Origin of the sequence: Parabacteroides sp. Marseille-P3160 (assembly GCF_900162725.1) — a bacterium.
In the GTDB taxonomy this organism is placed as follows: domain Bacteria; phylum Bacteroidota; class Bacteroidia; order Bacteroidales; family Tannerellaceae; genus Marseille-P3160.
Map to the genome: position 1 here is coordinate 4,292,361 of NZ_LT799418.1, position 17,616 is coordinate 4,309,976.

Genomic DNA, 17,616 nt, shown 5'->3' on the forward strand with positions numbered 1-17,616 from the left:
ACAATAATTTATCTTCCGGAAAGACGATAGGTCATTCCAGTACCTACAAATAGTTCATTTAATACATTTTCTATTTTCCTTCCCGAAGAAGAAATAGAGACCTTTTTATCTAAAAACATTTTTACGTTATCGGAGTAAAAGAATATATATTCACTCTTTTTCTCTATTTCAGTAAATACATCTTTTACTGTTTTATTCGTAATATCTAAAGATAAGAAAGTTTGAGAATGACTGCTTTCTGCAAAACAGAAACTGATTCCGAGGGAAAAAAACATCAGCATAGTTTTCATTAGTCTGCATAGTCTGGTAAGATTAGCTTTTTTTAAGCTAAAAACTATTGTATTAGTCATACATTTGTAAAGATTTAAGAATGATTGAACATAAGATTAACTACATTTTTAAATTAGGATCGGATGTTACTTGGCGGTGTCATCCGATCTGTTTTTAGAGACAATTCATTTCATCATAAGCAAAATAATTTATATTTTTTCTTTCACTACCCGTATTTTTCCATCCCCGTCCTCGATATAGGAAATAGGAACGGCATAGGCTATATCTTGTAATAAGGTCTCAAATGAATCTTTCAAGTCCAACTTACCACTACACTGTAGCGCAGCAATAGATGAATCGCAAACAATGTCTTTCCCATAATAGCGGGACAGACGGAGAAAGATCGCGTCTAAACGCTCGCTGTCATATATATAAAGTCCGTCTTTCCATGAAATATAAGGATATACATTTACTTTTTTGACCGTTCCAAGCCCCTGGACATATTCATATTTTTCCGAAGGATGCAACTGGTGCTCCGCCTTCGTCTCCCGGGAAGTGACCCGGACTGCACCGGAGGCAAGCACAACTTGCATTACCGGATCGCTTTCATAAGCCGAAACATTGAAACTCGTTCCAAATACCTGTACATCCACCTCTTTTGTTTTCACGATGAAAGGACGCTTTTTGTCAGGTTGCACTTCCAGAAAGATTTCTCCATCTACATAAATCTCCCGTTTATCGGAGGAAAACTCCGCCGGATAAACAAGCATAGTAGACGCATTCACCCAAATTTTCGTCCCATCGGAAAACGTAAGAATCGAACGCTTTCCCTTAGGTACAACAAGCCTATTATAGGAGGCAACTTCCTCTTTCGAAATTTGTTTTTCACCGGTATGAATGGCCGACGAGTCATACGTAATAATAGCTTCTTCTTCTTCCAACGTGACGATTTTCTTATTGGATAGCAGTAACTGCGTCGTAGTCGACTCCTGTTGCATTGTATCCTTGTTTGCTTCAACAAAAGAAAGGATATTCTCTTCTTGAAGCCCGAACCGGCCTTCTCTTAAAAAAGGAAGCATGAATATAATTAAGAGGGCCACAGATGCAGCGACACCTATCCCGGCAAAATAGAGTATTTTCTGACGGCGCGCCTTCTTCTTTCCTTCATTTATAGATATTATTTCTTTCCATAGCGTCTGTTTCTCCGAAGTTGAGATAGCGCTTTCCTCTTCCTCCCGAACTAAAGTTTCCAGAAATGATTTCGCAGATCTATAGGCTTTTTCATTCGCAGGCTGTCTCTTCAGATAAGCTTGCCAAAAAGCGACCGTCTCTTCTTCCGGATACCGAACGGACCGGATGAAATAATCATCTTGAAGAAAATCCTTAAATGAATATCGGGTGTAATCTATATTTAGTTTCTCAAATGTCATACAAATAAAGAACAGTACAAAATCTGTTTTATACTCACTTTTCAAACTTTTTTTTCATTTTAATTATCGAACGCTGCAGAAGATTCTGTACTGATTGGGCTTTCATATCCATTAATTTACAGATTTCATCCATAGGCAAACAATCAATATAGCGATAACCGACCACTTCCCGCTGTCGGGGTGTTAAGACAGCAAGTAGTCCAGCCATTGTTTCTTTTTGCTGCTGCTCTTCTTCCCGCATGATCAGCAGGTCTTCCATTGTTTCCTCTTCGAACGGTTCAACCGGCAAAACACTTAGCTCATCCATAAAATAAGCATTATTTTGCTCTTGTTTGAACCGGTTTAATAAATGGTTTTTCAAAGAGATAAATAAATATAGCCGGATATTATCTGTCGGAGAAAGTTTCTTCCGGTTCAAGTGCATCTTCACAAACACATCTTGCACGCAGTCTTTTACCAGTTCCCGATCGGACGTAAACCTCAATCCATAACAAAACAGGGAGTGAACGTACAAATCGTAGATATGACTGTAAGCCCTCTCATCTCCTGTAAGAAAGAGATCCCATAGGGAAGAATCATCGCTGTATCTATTCTCTATGTCAGACATTTAAAGACGACATTAGTTAGAACCAAACATCAATCATTTTTTAATCACAGTAATTAACTCTCAAAAATACGCCTTTTTGCCGCAATAACCGTAACAGGACTGTAGATTTTCAGATGCTATTTTTTACCTTAAGAATCAACCGAACATGATTTGCCGATTTAATTTTTAATTGTAAATTTGCGAAAGGAAATCCTTACTATACTGTGAACCAATAAAAGAAAAACGACCGTGGAATTTTTAAATGGAATGAATGCGCTAACCTTAGTCTTTGCCGCACTTTGTATTTTTGCTATTTCTTACCGTTTTTACGGTATCTTTTTAGCCAATAAAGTATTGAAGTTAGATAAGAATCGAGTCACACCGGCGATAAAATATGCCGATGGAAACGATTATGTAGCCACTGATAAAAATGTTCTTTTCGGACATCATTTTGCAGCGATTGCTGCGGCAGGCCCTTTGGTCGGACCGGTGCTGGCAGCCCAATTCGGATTTCTTCCGGGGGCGCTATGGATCCTGATCGGCTGCGTGCTTGGCGGGGGAGTTCACGACATGGTCGTCCTTTTCGCTTCCGTACGCCACAAAGGACAGAGCCTGGCCACCATCGCTACCAGGGAAATTAACCCGGTGACGGGAACGGTTGCCGGCTTTGCTATTCTTTTCATCCTGATATTGACATTGGCCGGACTTTCGTTAGCCTGTGTCAGTGCGATGCATAACGCCCCCTGGTCGCTTTTCACCGTTTTCATTACGATACCGATCGCTATCCTGATGGGATTAATCATGAGATACCGGAAAAACAGTATTGCCCTTGCCAGTATTATAGGATTGGTATTGCTTGTATCCGGTATTATTTCCGGACACCATTTGATGCAGTCCGAATTTCTAAGCAATATGTTTAACTGGGACATCAAAACCGTTTCGATCGCTATCCCGATCTATGGATTTTTCGCTTCCGTGCTTCCGGTATGGTTCCTGCTCGTTCCACGCGATTATCTTTCCACTTACCTGAAAATAGGAACGATACTGATGCTCGCCATCGGAATTGTCTTTGTGCATCCCGTTATGCAAATGCCGGCGATCACTCCCTTTATTCATGGTGGAGGACCGGTGATCGGTGGACCAGTACTGCCGTTTATCTTCATCACGATCGCATGCGGAGCGATTTCCGGATTCCACGCTATTATCGCCACGGGAACGACTCCTAAAATGATTAAAAACGAACGTGAAATGCTTTACGTAGGATACGGCGCCATGCTGACGGAAGGCTTTGTCGCTTTGATGGCTTTGATTGCCGCTTGCACGTTATTACCGGGTGATTATTTCGCCATTAACACCCCCACAGATGCATATGCCGGATTTATGGCGCAACACCCTTCCCTTGCAGCAGTAGACCTGCCCTATTTCAGCGAACATATCGGAATCGACCTGCATGGACGGACGGGAGGTGCCGTATCATTAGCTGTCGGTATGGCTCATATTTTCAATAAGATCCCCCATATGGATCAGTTAATGGCCTATTGGTACAACTTTGCAATTATGTTCGAAGCCGTATTCATTCTTACGGCGATCGATGCGGGAACCCGGGTCGGACGTTTCTTCCTGCAGGAAATGCTCGGGCGGGTTTTTCCAAAATTTAACGATAAACACTGGCTTCCGGGGATTATTATCACCAGCGTCGCTTTCACCCTGACTTGGGGCTATTTGGTATATACCGGAAATATCAGCAGTATCTGGCCGTTATTCGGATTAAGCAACCAACTGCTGGCCGCCTGTGCCTTGATTGTCAGTACGACGATGCTGATCAGGATGAATCGCGGACTATACAGCCTATGTACAGCCATTCCCGGCCTTTTTATGGCGGTCATCACCTTTTGGGCAGGTTATCTCCAAATCACAGGAAGTTATCTGCCCAACAAACAGTATCTCCTCGCCATCCTGGCCATTGTCGCCTTAATATTGATGCTCTTTGTTTTTCTGGGAGCCTTTAAGAAATGGATCCAATTGATCAGGAGCAATACAACGGTCAAGGATGCCTATGGGGAAACCGTAAAGGCAGTCGTAGAAGAATAGGAAAAATTATTTTCCTATTCTTCCCAGATATACCGGTAATTAAACCGCCGGTTAGGAGCCGTATCTCCATCCGTACAAAGTGAAATCGGATCTATTAGATCAGCCGGGGCATCACTCCATTTGAAGTCGAAAATAAAGTTTTTGCCGGTAAGTCCAAGCTTCTTCCGGGGAATTCTCAACTCCAATTGGCATTGTGTATACGAATAATCCAAGGTCGCCACTTGTACCCATGGGTTCTTTGCTTTGGAAGCATCGTAACGCATCAGCGTCGTTTGCTTACTTCCTTTTATCTCTTTATTGATTAAATAGTCATACCCGTACCACCCGGTAGTAGGGTCATGATCCGCATCAATCAGAAGGAGCATCCAATTCTTATCCAAAGAAGAAGTCAGCGGCTGATCCGTTTCGGCATAAAAATAGATGTATTTGCTATCGACGGCGACTTTAGAAGTTATGATATCATTCCGGCCGGAAGTATTCATATAATGCAAGCCGCCATACCCATTATAGTCACGATGAACCACATCTCCCTTTGTATCACGGAATTCAGTCGTGATTTGGTCCCAGTCCTGAAAGGAAGCATCGATCTTTATGGATGCATATCCTTTGTTTTGAGGGATCGGACGAACCCCCTTGTATCTTCGGATATTTTGAGCCATCTGCATATAATAATTATCCGTATAACCACCTTTCATCGGTTGGATCGTCCGGTTGAATTCCGCGTTGTACTGGTCGACAAAATAAAAAGGATTCTTTCTCCCCAGGAATTCCGTCGGACCGGGGGATTCGCTTCCCGGTGCTTTCCCCGAAGGATATTTCCCGGCCGTCCATTCGTTCCAGTCGTTAATATACAGAAACTGCGGATCGACCGCTAAAGCCTCATCCCAACGATCCTGAAAATAAATACCATATGCCTCCGGGTTGTCCACTGTTTTCCCTAACCAAGGAACATAGGCAGGCTCCGGCAAATCATATTCATTCAATGCAGGCTCTCCCTTATCCCGTGTCCATGACTTTCCGATTATGCTGATCGGGTGTTGCGCCGGCGTTACGGCCGCCTCTTCTACTCTCCCTTGATGGGTAGAAGCCAATCCTTCCGGTGGCATGTTCCGTACTTTTTTGTCGCCCAAATCATATCCAAAGCTCCAATTATCTTCGGTTCCAACAAATCGTTTGTCCGCCCATTTATAATATCCCCACCACATCGTGCGAAGTGTAAAATATTCTTTGACTTCCTTCGTATAATCTGCATAGTTTTTCCCGGTGTAGTCCGGATCTTGAAAATGTGGGTTCGACGGATCAATGGAAGCTTTAGGATCATAATTAGGATTCGGGTTTTCAACGCCTCCTCCGTTAGCATCGAAAACAGGCTCCCCGTTGTATAATAACAAAGGTTTTCCATCCCAATAAAACCATAAATCCCGGTATTTATTTTGTTTGTAAATCTTCTCGTACAAATCCTGAACAACCGTGATCACAGGGCCGTTAAACGCCCAGAAACAAAACCGAGGCACCTTATTTCCTTCCGACTTCATTTTTTGCATCACAGAAAACAACGCATCCCATTCCGACCAGTACCTCACTGCATTAGTTACATCCATCACCAATACATCAATTCCCGCATCGGCCAACATAGACATATCTTTCCGGATCACATACTCATCTTTACTCAGGAAATATCCCATCTCGGGCTCTCCCCAATGATAAGAACCCTCCGTCCATAACGGATGATTTGCATCTAACCGCGCCGAAGAATCGGCGCTCAATACTTTCGTTACATCAGCCGTATAAGGAGATTTCAATGTCGCCAGATGATCTCCGTGCCAAGTTATATAAAAGATACCGGTCACTCTCCGTTGATCGGTTTTCACCGTACCCACTTTCTCCGACGTAGGCATCAGCCGCCCCAGTGCATCGACACCCACCCAGGTATCAGAATAAATATCCCTGTAATCTGTCGTTTGAGCAAAAGCAGTTGAAAAATTCCATGTGATAAAAGCAAACAGTATTAAAATTCGTTTCATCCTTTTATATTTTAGTCAATAGTTATAATGCCACTTAAATACTAATTTCCTTCCTTAGGTAGCCATGTACAAATCCCCGATCCCTGCCATCCGTTCACCGATGAATAATCAACCATCCGTATCTTTCCTTTGGTGGTAGGGACGCTAAATTCCATTCTTGTCGTATTAAGAGTCGGTTTTTCCCTCGATATTTTTACATATCCGTCTTTCCCTCTTTTAATCGTTACCGGATGGTCATAATTCGGATCTATATTCTCGTCACGAGCCAATACAATAGGCCCCCATATCACTGCCTGAAAATTGTCGCCTTTCCGGTTACTTCCATACGGTGCATCTACCAAACGACATCTTATATCAAAAGAGATTTCAATACGGTCACCGGGCTTCCAGTCACGGTTGATTTCAGCATATTTACCAGGTGTTGCCAATTGCTTTTTCCCATTTACCTTCACAATCGTGGTTTTGCTCCATGCCGGAATGCGCAATTGCAATGTGAATCTTTCTACATTCCCGGGATCAACTTTAATAACAACTTTTTCAGACTTAGGATATTCCGTATCTATAACCAAGTGTAACGGATGTCGGCCCGGAGTAGTCATGGAAATTTTCCCGGCGTTATATAAATTAACCACCGGACCAGCATTGGAATTTGTAACGGCTATATAAGGAATATATGCCAGTCCCATAGGGCCGTTCAGATTGCAACAAGTGACACTCAAATCTCCGAATGTTGTCCCCCAACCGACAGTATTTACTTTCTGACCATTTAGCAGATTAACATAGCTGAATCCGTCCCCTGTCGGTTTCATTGCCCCCAACAAACCGTTATAGACGTATTTCTCAATCTCATCCATAGGGGAAGAATCGCCGGTCAGACGTACTATCTGGCTGCAATATTTCAACCAGGTCACTCCCACGCAAGTTTCCATCATTCGCTTGATATCAGGATTAGTCTGTTCAATGGCTGTATTGTCCCAAGCTTCTCCCATGACAGCAGGATGATAGGGCAGGTCTGCACCGGCATTACCTATAATCGTTATTTCCTTGTTTTTAATATTATTGTATAAATTCAGGATCGCCTTTTGCAATTTGGGGTCCCCGGTAACTCTATAATATTCAACAAGACCCTCAAAAAGAGACATCATCTCATAAGCCTTAGGATAAGGTCCACCCATTTTATATGGGTCGATATTGTTGTATGCTTGTTCAAAAAGGTTATATCCTTTTGAACCGCCCGATTCAACAATATAAGTAGCAAAATCAAGATAAGGTTTATGTTTAGTCCATTTATAAAGACGCATAAACGGCTCCAGTAAGGTACTTGATTCTATATGATTGGGACTCCATCCCAAATCAGTGATGCTGACTTTAGGCGTTCCTCCAACCTGGGATAGTATGCAATCGGCCTGTCTCCTTAAACTCTCAAGCACTTTAGGATCGGCATTTACCCATTCATAATACTCTTCCAATCCGAGCATCACATATTTACGCTCCCACATATCACCTCCGGGGCCATCGGGTTGCTGTTCAATTTCCACACAACTGATACTTCCGTTTGCCCGTTGGACAGAAAGCATATCTTGGACTGTGATATCCAGTATGTTTTTCAACTCAGGATCCTGAGTATACCGATAAAACATACACCCCGAACGTACCGCCTTTCCCCACATTTCGCCCAAGGCAAACTTATCTCTGCCATAGCGAAAAAAATCAACAAATTTAGAATACGGAACAACACCTTTGTTCCAGTTTGTGATTGAATTCCGAATATCATTTTCAAGATAACCAGACAGATGAATGGAATTAGGAGGAAGAGGGAACTGTTGATCCTCAATCTGTGCCGAAGTAAATGTAGTCGATAGAGCAAACACAAAAAAGAAAACAATGCTCGTTATGTATTTCAAATTATAGCCGGTGAACATAGTTCTTGTTTTAAAAGTTAATCCGTTCTTTGACTTTTTTCCTCCAATACTTTCTTTATCGCTTCCAGGTACCCCCTACCATAAACCGAGTCCGGCTCTAAGTAGCTTCCTTCGGACCATTCGTTCCATGCATTTACGGTAATAAGTTTAGGTTGGTCGGGATGGGCATCGGCATAATCCAACGCTTTGCGAAAGTATTTTTCAAATTTATCAGGCGCCGGATTGGTTATATATCCGCTTTTGAACTGAAAACGTGGATTGGCATCCCAACCTACAGTGATATTAGGGAAATAGGGGATGGAGAAATCCGTGTCAAATTTATTCCACATGGCTACAGAAGCATCCGCCCATTTTTCATAATCGCCCTCCGGATTTTGAAGATGCGCCCAACAGTAATTAGTAAGACTATTAAAGCCAAAATACTGTAAAACTTCACTTTGTGTTTCCACTTTATCTCCCGGCACTCCTGCAATAGTGGACGGTAAAGCCGACCATAGGATAGATTGCAAATGCAAGTCCGGAAAACCGGCCTCGACCGTTTTCTTGCGGAAATATTCCAATGCCTCTTTGGCTTCTTCGGCCCCTCCAAGGCCATCAATGAAAGTATTCAATTCATACAAACAGAATACAGGAGCGCCATTTATCTTGTAGTATGACGGATCTTTAAAATATTTGTTGATCACGCGGTCAACAATTGTATTGAAGGTACTTCGATCAACAGATCCTTTCCAATAAACAGAGTCTATTTTCGGGTTTTTAACATCCCAATAAGAGGTAGCATCATGGTTGGCCCACATCAGATAGAATTTCATCCTTCCTTTGTTAGCCTTCATAAAACCATTGTCGATGCAATCTTCCAGCAATGGTTTATTGTCGTACCAATACCAGTCGAACAGGAACACATTGACGCCATGAGAAACAGCAGTCTTGATTTTTTGATCCATTACTGCAGGATCAGCCTCATCCACAAATCCCCATAGTGGCACTTTAGGCTGTTGGTGTCCGGGTTCCTTTGGGATCGCATGATCGATGATTTCCCATTCCCCTCTTTTTTCGGGGAAAATAAATTCCAATCGGGGTTCATAATGATAAGCCGGCCAGTAGAACGCCGCTATATCATACTTCTGTTCTTTCTGCTGTTGTTGGCCGCTACATGCTTGCAAAGCGACAATGCAAAAAAGCAATGTCCACTTAAGTGAGTTCATGATTTTTTATTTGTTGGTTATTAGATGTTAGTATATTTCCTGTTTTCATTCATTACGGAACAAAAAAGTTCCTGCCTGAAGCTCATATAAAGTATATTTCCCTTCTATTCCTTTCTTTTTTGCTGCCTTGCTATTATTTAGAAAGAAACGATTCTCTTCCGTTGGGAAATAAACGACGGCATGGCTATTGGGGGGGACGGTTACCTTTAATGTGACTCCACCGTTTTCTTTTCTCCACTCAGTCTTTATCAATCCGGCAGGAGAGACAAAAGAGGTTTTTGCCCATTTTATTCCTGTCTCTTCCAAAAGAGGCGGACGAATCACGAATTGCTTGAACCCCGGTTCGTCTATATCTTTTTGAATGCCTCCCACTCCGTCAATATACCATGCACCCGGATAAAGGAAAGAACTATGGAGCAGAGAATGGCCGGGTAAATCTTTTTCCCACATTTCCCAGATAGTAGTCGCTCCATTCGCCTTCATATATCCCCAACCCGGATAATCGACCTGTGATACCATTGAATAGATTAGATCAGGACGATTCTCGTTCCGAAGGAGTTTAAAGAGCATAGCCCCTCCCGTTATCCCCACATGAATATGTCCCGAGCGGATAATCAAAATTTCTTTTTCAAGGCGGGACATCACTTTTTCTCTTAACCCGGTGGGGACTACCTCGGCCAATAAAGCAACGGCTAAATTACCCATCGAACGATCCGCATAACTAAAATCGGCCGGATTATAATACTTTTCGTGTATGGCCTTGCTGCACTCATCGGCCTTTTCTTTCCAGTCACGGGCTTTCTCCGCTTTTCCCAACACGGAAGCGATCCGGGAGGCCAAACGAAGATTGTACACATAATAGCAACTATTAAAACATTCCGTTTCCGGCTTGTCATTATTCATCCCTTCAGCTGTTGCATTGGGCCATAGCCAGTCGCCTAAATAGTCCCATTGTCCGCCCCAACGTTTTAAGATACCATCCTGTGTATGGGAATTTAAAAACTGTAGCCATTGATCGATCAATTCAAAGTTCCTTTCCAGGATGCGGGTATCACCCTCTTGTTGATAAATAGACCAGGGAAGCACAATGCAAATGCCTCCCCAGGAAGGTCCGCCTCCTCCGATATGGGTAGGCGCCGTATGGGGAAGAATCCCTCCTCCGACCTTTTTACCGCCCATCGATTCCCAGCCCTGTACATCCCGCCAGTCTTGCATCCATTTGGTGTAGAAGGCGCCCATCCGGTAGTTCAACATTCCGGTTTCGGAGGTCGCATGGGCATCTCCTCCGTATCCGAGCCTTTCCCGCTGGGGACAATCCACAATATAGCCTCCGATGGAAAGATTCTCAAAGGTCCAGCGCACCCGGTCGTAAATCCAGTTCTGTAAGGAATCGGAACATTCAAAAGTCGCTGCGGATTCGACTCCGCTCCGAACGCTCCACCCCTTAATGTCGGAGAGCCGCGGTTTCTCTTTCAATCCCTTAATCGTAATCCAACGTCCCGAGCTATAATTAAAGCGGTTTCTAAAATATCCTTCTCCGGTAGGGCCGAGAATATAAGCGCTATGATTACGGAAGGTCATCTCTTCCTGTTCCCGTTCGGAAAACAAAAAATCGATCCGGTCCTTGGGATTTCCTTTTACTTTAATCGAGGTCCAACCCGCAAAATTAACACCCATATCCACCCGGTACGATCCATCCGGACGCTCTTCGATTGAAACCGGGGTGATCTCCTCCCCCAATCGGCTTCCTTCCGCATTCTGTGCCGACAAGGCTAGACGAGGGGAATAAACGGTTGCTTCTTTCCAACTTTGATCCTCATACGCAACGGAATTCCAATCGGGAACCTCTTTATTTGCATCCCAGATTTCACCTCCATAATTATTGGATTCCCATTTACCCAATAATTGATTCGGGCTCGGGTGTGTTTTCCAAGTAGCATCAGTCACAAGACGTAGGGAAGGAGTAAAATTTACGAGATCCGACGGACGATCGTAGAAGTCGGCTTGCGCCAGAACGATCGGTGTTTGTGGTTTATCTTCGGTAGCATAGGGAGGAAAGATAGACCAGGAAGTGCCCAACCAAAAAGCAATCACGTTTTTCCCGGGTTTTAGTTTATCGGCTATGTCATAAGCGATATAACGGGCGCGTGTCGTATGATCGCTCACTACCGGAGCCAAGACGTCTTCGCCTATTTTTTCCCCATTCACATACAATTCATGATAACCGATTGAAGCGACAAATAAAGTTGCTTTAACAGGCTTTTTCTTCAAAGTTACCGTTTTCCTAAGCCAAGGATCTGCAATCGTACAATCGGCAGACTGAGTCGGTTCAAAGCGGTTTTCACTGCCAATCCACCGGGCTGTCCAGTCAGAGGCATGAAATAATCCGGTAGACCACCGGGCTATTTCACTCCAAGCCGATTCTTGTCCCGATTCATCTCTTACCCGGACTCTCCAATAATACGTGCGGTCAGAAGCTAACTCTTTGCCTTTATAAACTATTTGATGGGTTTGGTCAGAATCAATCCAACCGGAGTCCCACATATCCCCCTGTTTCTTTTCCGCTCCCTGCAAGGTGGCCGAAACAAGAATACGATAAGCCGTTTGAGCTTGTCCATAGGCAGTCGTATCGGAAGGCGTCAAGAACCATTGGAAGCGAGGAGAGCCCTCATCTAAACCTTGCGGATTCTCCCGGTATTCACATCGCAAATGGGTAACGCCCACAGAGGCTATCGAATGTTTTGCACTACCTAATGAAGGATATAATAGTAAAAACAAAAAGAAAAAGAAATGAACGGCATAGAGCTTATCTGATTTTTCCATAATGAATGATATGATTAGTCCGGTAAATGTAATAAATTATACTAAAAGACTCTTACTCCCTATAGTAATAATTAAATCTTCCACTTGGGATGACATCCCCGTTTACATAGAAATCCATGATATTTCCCTCTTCCTGCATATTGTCCGACCATTTGAATTCAATCGAGATCTTTTTAGTCTGAAGGCCGGTCAGATTACGGGGAATCTCAATCTCCAACTTATTTTCCTTTACAGCGTATTTCAGCTGACCGACTTTTTCCCAGCTCCACCGTCCTCCAATATTTTTTTCAAGAGTCGCCTTCTTTTCCGGATTGATACGATTCACGATATAATCGTATCCATTCCAGCCGGTTGTTTTATCACAGTCTATATCGATCAATAAGATCATCCAGTTTTTGTCGGTGGAGGGGGTAAGCTTATCGGCAGTCTCCACATAGAAATAGAGATTATTCTCATCCCGGGCGACTTTTGCTCCGACCAAATCATTCCTGCCGGTCGTATTTGTATAATAACGATCATAGCGTCCCCGATGGCTACGAGGTAACGTATTTCCCTTATAACTTTTATAATAAGGGAAAACGGTTTCCCAACCGTTAAACGTTCCTATTTTCAAAGTCTGAGGAACTGATATCTTTTCCGATGCGGGCATTCCCTTAAATTTCCTGATATTGTCTATTAATTGGTAATAATAGACATCCCCTTTCTCTCCCCATCCTTTGTTGGGTTCGATATCACGGCTATGTTCCCAGTCAAATTGATCCACAAAGGAAAACGGTTTCCCGGTCCATCCGTGTTCCGGCAACCACATACCGGCCGTATATTCATTCCAACCTGTTACAAAAACCAACTCCGGATCCAACTCCAAAGCCCGGTTCCACTGCTCTTGAAAATTCCATCCGTAGAGATAACCATCCACCCGGGGATCAAACCCCTTCTGTTTACTGAAACTGCGGCCTTGAGAGCCGGGCAGATTAAACGCGCTACAATGACCTTTGGTTTCCGGACTCGCATTTTGAGCAACTCCCACGGAAACCTGTTCAAAACGACCCTCTGCATTCTTTATATATCCATGTTGAGGATAATTTTCGAGCCATGCCCATTGGTCGTTTCGCCGGGGGCCATCTACATAATCCGGCTGTCCGGGACGGAAGGTAAAGAAGTTACGGATCTCTTTGTCTTCAGCCGAATCCGTCAGATTATCCGGGTATGCCATGATACAAGGTTTCCCTTTCCAAAAAAACCAGAGGTTTTTATACCGTCCGGGCTTATAAACATCGCGATAGAGCTGCCGAAGAGACTCCAAAGAATGAGGAGCCGCGCCAAAAGGTAACATATAAGCGATCTTAGGTGTATTCACACCGTCTTTTTGGGCTCGATCCCAAGTCTTCATCAGAGCTTCATAAGATTCTTTCCAAGTAAGGTTTCCATTGGTACAGTCAAAGAACACGGCATCCACGGCAGCATCCGCGAGCATCTCGGCATGTTTACGTAAAACCCAGGGATCCGTCGTTTTGTAGTAACCCAGCAAGGGCTCTTCCCAAAAGAAAAATCCCGGTTTCTTAGTACCCCAGGCCGGATGATTATAATCTTTCATCGCTTCCGGATATTTCCGGACGATCTCGGTAATGTTCTTTACCTGATAGGTTGTGTCGTCCTCTCCCTGATGCCATGTCCAGTAGAAGATAGCGACAAATTTGTCTTTCTTTATGTCTCCGACCTCTTCATGCCCGGCTAATTTCCTCCCCAAAGCATCCGTTGCAGGAAGGCCGTTTCCCGGATTCACACTGGAATCTTGTGCCGAAGCAGCAGCAAGACTCATCCAAAAGAAAAAAACAGAAAATAAAAGGTATTTCATAAGAGTTGATTTTATTCAATTTTACATAATCCTTGATTGCTCACATAATGTTTTTTGATTCCAAGGGAATCAACCAAGTTACGGATCTCTACTGTTTCAAAAGTATGGGTATTAAATCCTTTTCCGGCATCGTTATTATACACCCAAGTAGGTGAAGGCCATAGGCAGGCTTTAAACTTGATCGTCCGATAGAAATCCTTGCTGACCCCCGCCTGTCCATGATGAGCCATTTGCAAATAGTCGCAATCCAAGTCTTTCCGATAGGGACCTTTTAACAACAACTCCCCGGATTCTCTGCCGGCATCAGCCAAAAATAAAATGGATTTCTTTGAATCCCAAACTTTTATCACCATACTTGAATTATTATACGGATTTACTTTAATCTCTTCATGCTTTATTCCAAGTATCTTGAATTTTGTCTTATCGACCGTGAGAACTAAACCCGTAGTTTGTAAGTCGACCGTCTTAATCTCTGACTTTTTTAACGCCTTATAAAACTCTTCAGCCGCTTGCTTATAATCCGGTTCCAACTCACAGAAAGCCGGAGAAAAAGCCGAATGATAAACAGCATGTATCGTTATACCTTCCGGTTTTTTTAATATTTCGGTCAAAGCTCCGATATGATCCGGATGAGGGTGAGTCACAAACCAAATAGTGACTTCATTACCTAAGGCGGCTAAGAACCCTCGTAAATACTCCGATTCTTCTTTTACTCCGCCATCCATTACAATCACTTTCCCATTATTCATTTTAAAGACATAGGAATTCCCGATCGTATTGATTCGGGAAGGTAATTGCCAAAGAACAAAATTTGCTTTTTGTGCAACACCTATCACAGTACAAAAAAAGAAAGCACAGATGATCAAAATTCTCTTATCCATTATAAATATGATTATTGAATAATATCTATTTTTTACTTAATACGACAAAATTAAATCGTCCTCCGGGAGCCGTATCTCCATTGATATACCAATCCATCGGATCATCCGACTGTTTGTTATCGGAAGTCGGTTTCCTGGATTACTTTCCTTTTTCTGAGCAAAAACACAGAAGATACTTATCCAGGGGAGAAAAAATAAACGATGTTTCATAATTCAAAGAACCCTATTTAAATTCATACACAATAAGAATTTGATTATCATCTGATTTAACTTTCTTGACCAAATCAGAAATGATCGGATTGTTTTTAATAGTATTTTCACTATAATATGACAATGAAATAGGCTCAAAAGATGTTATTATTGAATTTCCATCTCCCTCATTCGGATAAAAAACGTTACTACCCCGATTTAAAGATTGATTCTGTAACAATTTATATCCGCTTAGTTTATTTTTCTCTTTCTCATATAAGCAAATCCCTAAATTGGTATTAAAGATTACGTATTTATCCGATTCAACCGCATTTGTTATCGAATATACATATTCTCTTTCACTACATATTTCGTAAATTTTACTGCAATCTTCTTGATAGGATAAGCCTTCAGGGAGTGTATATTTTCCGAAATCAAATTTATATTTCTTTTCAATGCCCTCTTTTGAGAGATAGTATATATATGGATCAAATTGTCTTGTATAACATAGCTTTTTACTTTTAACTAAGCTTTTACCCATGGAATGACAATTGTTGTTAACTCTGTTTCTAAGGGATAATCCTTTGTAAAACAAATGGAATTCCCGATCGAAACAACCAATTTCATCCCTTTCTTTAAGTTTATCCATTTGGCAAAACAAATAATCGGAACTTATTGATATTTCATTATATAAGTTTGAAAAAGCTGTTTGCTTAATGAAAGTCCCATCTAAATAAAACCTCATTATTTTGTATGGGCGATCACAAAGTACGATTATTTCATTGTTCTTTTTATCTAAACAGAAATCCCAAATAGCAATATACTCTTCGGGACCTTGCCCGACTTTGTGAATTTGATTGATATATTTTCCTTTTTCATCGAAGATACAGATCTTATCTAATTTGTTATCGAAGATATAGATACGTCCATTACTTATACTTATACGGTTTATCTCCTGGAATAAACTTTCATCATTTGTTTCCAATGGAATGATAGAGACTTTCTTAAATATCATTGTATCTATTAGTGTTTTTTCAATCGATATGAGTTTTCCCGATTTTATAGTATTATCGGTTATTATTTTATCCACTCTATTTTTTTTCTCGTTACATCCTAAAAGAATTAATAGGATAAATATAAACTGGATATATTTCATAATATTGCTTTTATTTTGAATTTAATTAAGACCGGATTATCTTCTTCCTGTAGTTGGGATATAACCTTTTCCAGTCTTTCTTTATCTGCTTTATTCTTGAATGTATTGTTTCGACAGATACTTACCCAAATCCCTTTTAGTATAGATGAAGAGATAACTACAATGAGTTCATCCTCACTGGTCGTGGTATAAGAATGTATCATAAGACCTCCGAGATTGTTAATAACAAGCCTTTCTCCGATCTTATATTCAAGTGTCTTTTTATTTATTAATAAATATCGGAAACGTTTTTTATCAACATAAGTTCCCAGTAAATAATCTTTTGAATTTTGCAGATATTCAACTCCACTAAGATATCCCTTCTCTATGGGAGAGCTATAAATCTCTTCTTTTAGATCTTTGGGAATAGTCCTTTTAGTAAAATGAAGAATATAGAAGGGAGTCACCTTGTTTTTTGTTACATTGTAAATAGTATCGTTCCTTGGGTAAATTAATAATGCATTCTCTTTATATTTGCTTGCATAATGATTAAGAGCCGATCTGGAGTATAGATCGACCAATTCTTTATTGAATGGTAAAAGACCCTCTGTTTTTCCATTTGTTAGATCTGCCCTGTATAGATTATAATACCCCGTACCCGAATCAAAGTAATTATTGATATAATAAAGTATTTGGTCAAAAGAAAGCAATCCCAGATGATGTGATTTGTAAGGAATTTCTTTTAATAAATGACCATCCTTTGCATATACAATATACTTACGACCATAGACATCCTGCACATAAATAGAATTCCCATTTACATTAAAGTCTCCCAGATATGAAAATTCACCCGGACCTGATCCTTTTTGCCCAATCGTTCTCAGATACTTTCCACTCAGATCAAAAGCAAATATTTTTGAACTTGTTTTGTCAGAAATGAAAATTTGATCGTCTGATATCTCTATTTTATCTATATCGGCTATTAAACTTTGATCCGTCATTTCCAATTTAATAATTTCAAAACTGTCCTCTAAAAGAGGAGATAGGTCTAGTTGTTTTTCAGATCGATCCGGATCTATTGTTATTGTTTCCGTTACAGTAGGTTTATTATCCTTTGTAGAAGATGAATAACAACTACTTAATAATATACAAACAATATAAATATAATGGCATTTCATTGTATCGTGCTTTAGATGTTTTGTTAT

At 41.4% G+C, this 17,616-nt stretch carries 12 protein-coding genes; 1 reads left to right on the plus strand and 11 read right to left on the minus strand.

Going from position 1 to position 17,616, the window contains the following annotated elements; all coding sequences use genetic code 11:
- Positions 1 to 8: 8 nt before the first annotated feature.
- The 3 genes from BQ8014_RS19800 to BQ8014_RS17280 form a co-directional block, all read right to left on the minus strand.
- On the minus strand, positions 9 to 350 hold the full coding sequence (locus BQ8014_RS19800) for a hypothetical protein (RefSeq protein ID WP_234998080.1): 342 nt from the start codon (positions 348 to 350) through the stop codon (positions 9 to 11).
- Positions 351 to 479: 129 nt separating this feature from the next.
- Positions 480 to 1,745: a FecR family protein gene (locus BQ8014_RS17275; protein WP_160150116.1), complete on the minus strand. Its 1,266-nt coding sequence runs from the start codon at positions 1,743 to 1,745 to the stop codon at positions 480 to 482.
- Positions 1,735 to 2,307 (minus strand): RNA polymerase sigma factor, encoded by a 573-nt coding sequence (locus BQ8014_RS17280; protein ID WP_080905443.1) that lies wholly within the window; start codon positions 2,305 to 2,307, stop codon positions 1,735 to 1,737. Before BQ8014_RS17280 ends, BQ8014_RS17275 begins: the two co-directional genes overlap by 11 nt.
- Before the next feature lie 228 nt (positions 2,308 to 2,535).
- Here BQ8014_RS17280 and BQ8014_RS17285 point away from each other — a divergent pair, with 228 nt between their 5' ends.
- Entirely contained in the window at positions 2,536 to 4,377 is a 1,842-nt protein-coding gene (locus tag BQ8014_RS17285; RefSeq protein WP_200814430.1) for a carbon starvation CstA family protein, read from the plus strand.
- A 14-nt stretch (positions 4,378 to 4,391) separates the two neighbouring features.
- On the opposite strand, the gene BQ8014_RS17290 is transcribed toward BQ8014_RS17285, so the two are convergent.
- From BQ8014_RS17290 to BQ8014_RS17325, 8 genes are all read right to left on the minus strand, one after another.
- On the minus strand, positions 4,392 to 6,401 hold the full coding sequence (locus tag BQ8014_RS17290) for a hypothetical protein (RefSeq protein ID WP_080905445.1): 2,010 nt from the start codon (positions 6,399 to 6,401) through the stop codon (positions 4,392 to 4,394).
- Between the two features lie 41 nt (positions 6,402 to 6,442).
- Positions 6,443 to 8,323: a beta-L-arabinofuranosidase domain-containing protein gene (locus BQ8014_RS17295; RefSeq protein ID WP_080905446.1), complete on the minus strand. Its 1,881-nt coding sequence runs from the start codon at positions 8,321 to 8,323 to the stop codon at positions 6,443 to 6,445.
- 17 nt (positions 8,324 to 8,340) lie between these two features.
- On the minus strand, positions 8,341 to 9,528 hold the full coding sequence (locus BQ8014_RS17300; RefSeq protein ID WP_234998081.1) for a glycosyltransferase WbsX family protein: 1,188 nt from the start codon (positions 9,526 to 9,528) through the stop codon (positions 8,341 to 8,343).
- A gap of 45 nt (positions 9,529 to 9,573) precedes the next feature.
- Positions 9,574 to 12,351 carry a family 78 glycoside hydrolase catalytic domain gene (locus BQ8014_RS17305; RefSeq protein WP_080905448.1) on the minus strand — a complete coding sequence of 926 codons (2,778 nt, stop codon included), beginning with the start codon at positions 12,349 to 12,351 and terminating at the stop codon, positions 9,574 to 9,576.
- Positions 12,352 to 12,403: 52 nt separating this feature from the next.
- The gene (locus BQ8014_RS17310) at positions 12,404 to 14,206 is read right to left on the minus strand and encodes a hypothetical protein (protein WP_234998082.1); all 1,803 of its coding nucleotides are present in this window, start codon (positions 14,204 to 14,206) and stop codon (positions 12,404 to 12,406) included.
- A gap of 11 nt (positions 14,207 to 14,217) precedes the next feature.
- Positions 14,218 to 15,087: a ComEC/Rec2 family competence protein gene (locus BQ8014_RS17315; RefSeq protein WP_080905450.1), complete on the minus strand. Its 870-nt coding sequence runs from the start codon at positions 15,085 to 15,087 to the stop codon at positions 14,218 to 14,220.
- Between the two features lie 223 nt (positions 15,088 to 15,310).
- Positions 15,311 to 16,432, minus strand: coding sequence for a 6-bladed beta-propeller (locus BQ8014_RS17320; RefSeq protein WP_080905451.1), 1,122 nt, complete (start codon positions 16,430 to 16,432; stop codon positions 15,311 to 15,313).
- Entirely contained in the window at positions 16,429 to 17,589 is a 1,161-nt protein-coding gene (locus BQ8014_RS17325) for a 6-bladed beta-propeller (protein WP_080905452.1), read from the minus strand. Before BQ8014_RS17325 ends, BQ8014_RS17320 begins: the two co-directional genes overlap by 4 nt.
- Between the last annotated feature and the right edge of the window lie 27 nt (positions 17,590 to 17,616).

What these genes read in the sequence shown, in the direction of transcription:
- BQ8014_RS17300 (WP_234998081.1), bottom strand. Translation starts at nt 9,528, where the DNA reads ATGAACTCACTTAAGTGGACATTGCTTTTTTGCATTGTCGCTTTGCAA.
- BQ8014_RS17310 (WP_234998082.1), bottom strand. Translation starts at nt 14,206, where the DNA reads ATGAAATACCTTTTATTTTCTGTTTTTTTCTTTTGGATGAGTCTTGCT.
- BQ8014_RS17295 (WP_080905446.1), bottom strand. Translation starts at nt 8,323, where the DNA reads ATGTTCACCGGCTATAATTTGAAATACATAACGAGCATTGTTTTCTTT.
- BQ8014_RS17325 (WP_080905452.1), bottom strand. Translation starts at nt 17,589, where the DNA reads ATGAAATGCCATTATATTTATATTGTTTGTATATTATTAAGTAGTTGT.
- BQ8014_RS17305 (WP_080905448.1), bottom strand. Translation starts at nt 12,351, where the DNA reads ATGGAAAAATCAGATAAGCTCTATGCCGTTCATTTCTTTTTCTTTTTG.
- BQ8014_RS17280 (WP_080905443.1), bottom strand. Translation starts at nt 2,307, where the DNA reads ATGTCTGACATAGAGAATAGATACAGCGATGATTCTTCCCTATGGGAT.
- BQ8014_RS17315 (WP_080905450.1), bottom strand. Translation starts at nt 15,087, where the DNA reads ATGGATAAGAGAATTTTGATCATCTGTGCTTTCTTTTTTTGTACTGTG.
- BQ8014_RS17320 (WP_080905451.1), bottom strand. Translation starts at nt 16,432, where the DNA reads ATGAAATATATCCAGTTTATATTTATCCTATTAATTCTTTTAGGATGT.
- BQ8014_RS17290 (WP_080905445.1), bottom strand. Translation starts at nt 6,401, where the DNA reads ATGAAACGAATTTTAATACTGTTTGCTTTTATCACATGGAATTTTTCA.
- BQ8014_RS19800 (WP_234998080.1), bottom strand. Translation starts at nt 350, where the DNA reads ATGACTAATACAATAGTTTTTAGCTTAAAAAAAGCTAATCTTACCAGA.